5 protein-coding genes and 1 pseudogene are annotated in these 5067 nt (G+C 41.2%); 2 read left to right on the top strand and 4 right to left on the bottom strand.

Annotated elements, in window-relative coordinates:
• Nucleotides 1-218 precede the first annotated feature (218 nt).
• Nucleotides 219-1127 carry an AAA family ATPase gene (locus CK510_RS26055; protein ID WP_095724438.1) on the top strand — a complete coding sequence of 303 codons (909 nt, stop codon included), beginning with the start codon at nucleotides 219-221 and terminating at the stop codon, nucleotides 1125-1127.
• A gap of 178 nt (nucleotides 1128-1305) precedes the next feature.
• On the opposite strand, the pseudogene CK510_RS26060 reads toward CK510_RS26055, so the two are convergent.
• Together CK510_RS26060 and CK510_RS26065 are read right to left on the bottom strand one after the other, a co-directional pair.
• A pseudogene (locus CK510_RS26060) lies at nucleotides 1306-1506 on the bottom strand (GMC family oxidoreductase); the annotation flags it as partial.
• 303 nt (nucleotides 1507-1809) lie between these two features.
• Nucleotides 1810-2205 (bottom strand): metal-sensing transcriptional repressor, encoded by a 396-nt coding sequence (locus tag CK510_RS26065; RefSeq protein ID WP_095724439.1) that lies wholly within the window; start codon nucleotides 2203-2205, stop codon nucleotides 1810-1812.
• A 489-nt stretch (nucleotides 2206-2694) separates the two neighbouring features.
• On the opposite strand from CK510_RS26065, the gene CK510_RS26070 reads away from it, so the two are divergent.
• Nucleotides 2695-3933 (top strand): HhoA/HhoB/HtrA family serine endopeptidase, encoded by a 1239-nt coding sequence (locus CK510_RS26070; protein ID WP_095724441.1) that lies wholly within the window; start codon nucleotides 2695-2697, stop codon nucleotides 3931-3933.
• A 1-nt stretch (nucleotide 3934) separates the two neighbouring features.
• Here the strand turns inward: CK510_RS26070 and CK510_RS26075 are convergent, their stop codons facing one another.
• Nucleotides 3935-4594: a hypothetical protein gene (locus CK510_RS26075; RefSeq protein WP_095724440.1), complete on the bottom strand. Its 660-nt coding sequence runs from the start codon at nucleotides 4592-4594 to the stop codon at nucleotides 3935-3937.
• 244 nt (nucleotides 4595-4838) lie between these two features.
• Nucleotides 4839-5067: hypothetical protein (locus tag CK510_RS33045; RefSeq protein WP_211293309.1), on the bottom strand; the 229-nt coding region annotated here is incomplete at its 5' end.

The following is a 5067-nucleotide window of genomic DNA, read 5'->3' on the forward strand; positions in this document are numbered from 1 at the left end:
TTCCCTCCCCTTAGCAAGGGGAGGGTTAGGGTGGGGTTCTTTTATTTGGGGCAATTCGAGTACTTGTCTGTACACCGTAGCTCTACGGGGTTAGAGGTCAGTTGATTTGTCCTAACTGAGCAGTATTGCAGCAGAACTGCCTTTTTTAAGAGTCGGGTAATGGGAAATGATTATTCGTAAATAACCAATAAAAAATAACTAATAATTATGGTAGGGATATGAGAGAAAAAATTGATGCATTGACGCAAAATTTGGCACAAACTATCGTTGGTAAAAATGAAGCGATACGTTTGGTGTTGGTAGCTTTGCTAGGTGGGGGACATGCCCTACTTGAAGATGTTCCTGGTGTGGGAAAGACACTTTTAGCCAAATCCCTAGCCCGCTCCATCGATGGCAAATTTCAACGGTTGCAATGCACACCCGATTTACTCCCAACCGATATTACAGGTACTAATATTTGGAATCCCAAAAACGGAGAATTTAACTTTTTACCTGGTCCAGTATTTGCCAATGTTCTCCTTGCTGACGAGATAAATCGCGCTACCCCCCGTACCCAATCAGCACTACTCGAAGTCATGGAAGAACACCAAGTCACAGTTGATGGTGTATCCCGTCCCGTACCACTACCATTTTTTGCGATCGCAACTCAAAACCCTGTTGAGTACCAAGGCACTTTCCCGTTACCGGAAGCCCAAATGGACAGGTTTATGCTTTCTCTCAGCTTGGGCTATCCTTCCGAAGCGGAAGAGTTACAAATGCTACAGCGTCAACAACAAGGTGTAAAAATCGAAAATTTACAACCCTGTATTACTTTGGAGGAATTACAACAACTGCGGCAAATTTGCGGCAAAGTCAAAGTCGATCCATCCTTACAACAGTACATCCTCGATCTTGTACGGGCGACTCGCTGCGATGAGGAAGTAACTCTCGGTGTTAGTCCCCGTGGTACAGTGGCGCTACAAAAGGCAACTCAAGCCTTAGCTTTTTTACGCGATCGCGATTATGCCATTCCCGACGATATCAAATTTTTAGCGCCCCATGTACTTTGTCACCGCATTATCCCCATTGGTGGTAGAAAATCCCGCAGCATTATGGAAAGATTATTGAGAGCAGTTGCCATTCCCTAAAAGGGTGTTTATAAATAAAATTATGTCATTCTGTAGCTTGCTTCCCGCAGGGTGGAACGTACGCGCAGCGTGTCGCTTTGCGACTCTGCGCGTACACTGCGCTAGCGCTCCGTACCCTCCGCCAACAGCATTACAAATCAAGGCTTTTAGAGCTTAAGAATTATTTTATAAACAACCTCTAAATAATTGTTTTCACGCGATCGGCAAGTCGGATTGCCAAAGCAACAATAGTCAGAGTCGGATTTGCAAAACCTCCAGTGGGGAAAACCGAACTACCAGCAATAAACAAATTAGAAACCCCGTGGACTTGGCAATTTCTATCGACAACACCCTGTTTGGGGTCATCATGCATACGGGTTGTTCCTAGATGATGCTGGGTTTCTGGGTAAAATTTATATTAGGATTTCGACTTTAGATATCTACCAAATATTTTCTCAGACCAAATCTAAGAGCATGTTTGAAAAGTTTGGAAAGGTATAATTTGTCATTCTGAGTGGAGCTTTGCGGAACGTACTCCGAAACAGAGAAGCAAGCTACGCTTTTAGCGTTCCCGCAGGGTAGAATCTGAAGTTTAGCCCACATACTGAGATGCTATCCTAACCTTCGGGAACCCTCTTCGAGGGAACGGGAAGTCTTTCGCCTACGTTCCTCAGCATGACGATAGGTACTTTTCAAACAACCTCTAAGGTAAAAATCGGTCTAAAGCTGCTTTGAGTTGTTCAATTTCCGCTTCAATATTACCTTCCTTAGATGCCCTAGCAATACACTCAGTTAAATGCTCATCGAGGACAATTCGCGCTACTTTATCTAATGCACCTCGCACCGCAGCAATCTGCAATAATACATCAGGACAAGGACTACTTTGCTGTACCATCGTTTTCACTCCCCGTACATGTCCTTCAATCCGCGATAGTCGATTCACAATTCGTCGCAAAGACTCTTCGCTATGAACATGAGTATGAACAGAATTACCATCCGAATGTAAGTGTTCTCCGTGGTCATCCTTTATATCATCACTAAGTATACTTACCTCCGGTTGAGGTAAATTTTCCTTTTTCAATCGCTTGGTTCCATTCATAGAGAATAGTTTGTATCTTCTAGCAGTACATTCGATCCTAGCCTAGAGTCGTATTCCGAGTAACTGCGATCGCATTTATTTGTAACATTTCCTTAACTTGCCCATTTTTATCCGCCTGGTTCATCATGACACTTTCTCATCAAACTTTGACTACAACTCTAAAAAATCTGTATCATAAAAAACAAATTAGTAAATACGAACAAAATTTTTATAAAATCTTAATATTTTTAGTTAAATTTGTCATGATTTCCTGACAAAATGGTATTTTGAGGATTCTCTAGGAAAGATTTTGCCCTAAGCATTAAGTGCTGGGGCTTTATTTGTGACCGGATTAGGAGAAACAATACGAAACATCAAACAAAAATTATGCGTCTATATTTTGAGTATTTTGACAAAATCTCTGGGATATTTAAGCAAATCTGTAAAAATAACAGTAGAGATATATATTAAATTTCAGTAATAATCAACTAAAAATTAATGGTTGCCGTTATGCGATTTTCCAAACTACCTCGGTCAATGCGACAACTTGGTACGCATGTGTTAGCTATTATTCTGGGTGTTGTGCTGACAGTCGGTACATTCCAAGTACAACCATCCCAAGCTGAAACTGCACCCATTTCTGTTGCTAATGCTGTTCTGAATTCAGATTCTGAACAATTGCTTTCTCAACGACAATCTCCAGCAACTGCGGCTGTGGGGAACAGTAGCTTTGTAACTGCGGCTGTAAATCGTGTTGGCAATGCAGTTGTCAGAATTGATACAGAGAGAACAGTAGTATCTCGTCGGACAGCCGATCCATTTTTCGACGATCCATTTTTCCGGAGATTTTTTGGTGATAGTTCTCCGCAACAAATGCCATCTCAGCAACAACAACGGGGTCTAGGTTCTGGATTTATTATTGATAAGAGTGGGTTAGTCTTGACAAATGCCCACGTTGTCGATAAAGCCGATCGCGTAACGGTTCGTCTCAAAGATGGACGTACACTCGAAGGTAAAGTCCAAGGAGTCGATGAAGTTACGGATTTGGCAGTAGTTAAGGTGAATGCAGGTGGTGATTTACCTGTTGCGTCATTAGGTTCGTCTGCAAACGTGCAAGTAGGAGATTGGGCGATCGCAGTTGGAAACCCTTTAGGATTGGATAATACGGTCACTTTGGGGATTGTCAGTACTTTACGTCGTACCAGTCGAGATGTGGGTATTGGTAACAAGCGTTTGGAGTTTATTCAAACCGACGCAGCGATTAACCCCGGTAATTCTGGGGGACCACTTTTGAATGCCCAAGGTGAAGTTATTGGGATTAATACAGCAATTCGTGGTGATGCAATGGGAATTGGATTTGCAATTCCCATCGACAGGGCAAAATCAATTGCCAGTCAACTTCAACGTGGTGAAAAAGTAGTTCATCCCTTTATTGGTATTGGGATGGAAGATTTAACACCAGAACTTGCTAAACAGATTAATTCCAACCGCGATAGTCAGATTCGCGTACCCGAAATTAATGGTATTTTAGTAGCGCGAGTTATCCCCAATTCCCCAGCAGCAAATGCAGGTATCCGTATTGGTGATGTGGTTGTGCAAGTTGATGGACAACGTGTTAACAATGGTGAACAATTGCTAAATATTGTCGAACAAAGCCGTATAGGTCAGATTTTACAATTAAAAGTTCAGCGCGGGAATCAGACTCAGCAATTATCGATTCGCACTGCACAGTTACAAGATGCATCGTAGCTTATCCCCCATATCCCCGACTTTTCGGGGATATGTAAATAGGTTCGGGAATATCTCGCTCTAAAAATTTTCGTAAATAAGTAACAATATCTGCTGAATAATCTTGAGAAGAAATGGCGCGATCGCAATATCCGATTCCACTAGGATTTTTTGCTGCTTTTTCTAGGGAACTTTGATATACACGATGTATTAATGGTGATACTTGTTCTAAGTTATAAGAATCAATCACTGTATTTCTCAGGCAATATTTGCTTTGAGAATCATAGACACTACTAGAAATTTCCCGACTTTTGAGTTCTCTGATATCGTCATCTGTCAAAATCTTGCAATTCAATACCAATATGATTGATGAATTTAGAATAAACCTGTTTTCTGGGGGATAGTTTTTGTCATACATTCCTGGTGCATAAATACCATATACGGGAATATCACCCACATTTAACGTAATTAATCTTTGAGGATTTTTATATGTAATGGTTTGTCTCGATGGGGTTACACAATCAAGGGCATTTTGTATAATTGTAGTCGCCCAAATGGCTGGGTGAATATGTTTATGTGCATAAATAATGTAATCAGCAAGCAACTGAAGGCACTGTTTACGAACTTCTTCATCTGGAAGCAGTGCCTCAAATATTTTGTCAATTTGATTTTCTGTTCCCATTTTGATTTGTAAATTTAATTTATATGCGTAATGGATATAGTTATATTATTCCTGGAAAACTTCTAATAGCAAGTATTCTGGTTACATTTTCTATCTAAAATCAGGTATTTATCTATATTTTGGTGAGTTATAAAAAATCTCCAAAATTTTCTGTTTGTAGTTTTAATGCTCCCGATTTGATTCATAATTTCAAGAGTCCGAATTTTCCTGAATTGTGTTGATATTAACAGTGATGGCGGTGTAATCAATATATTTTAGAGAACTCCACAGAAAGAAATGCTCTTCGGTCATTCTGTAGCTTGCTACTTACAGAAGCCGCTTGCGCGTCTACCCGCAGGGTGGAACGTACGCGCTGAGTCGCAAAGCGACACGCTGCGCGAACGCGTTGCCGCAGGCTAGAATCTCGCGTAGATGCTGAGTCCCAAGGGGACACGCTACGCGAACGTTCCTCAGCATGACAACACAGGATCATT

Origin of the sequence: Brunnivagina elsteri CCALA 953, assembly GCF_002289455.1 — a bacterium.
GTDB classification, from domain to species: Bacteria; Cyanobacteriota; Cyanobacteriia; order Cyanobacteriales; family Nostocaceae; genus Brunnivagina; species Brunnivagina elsteri.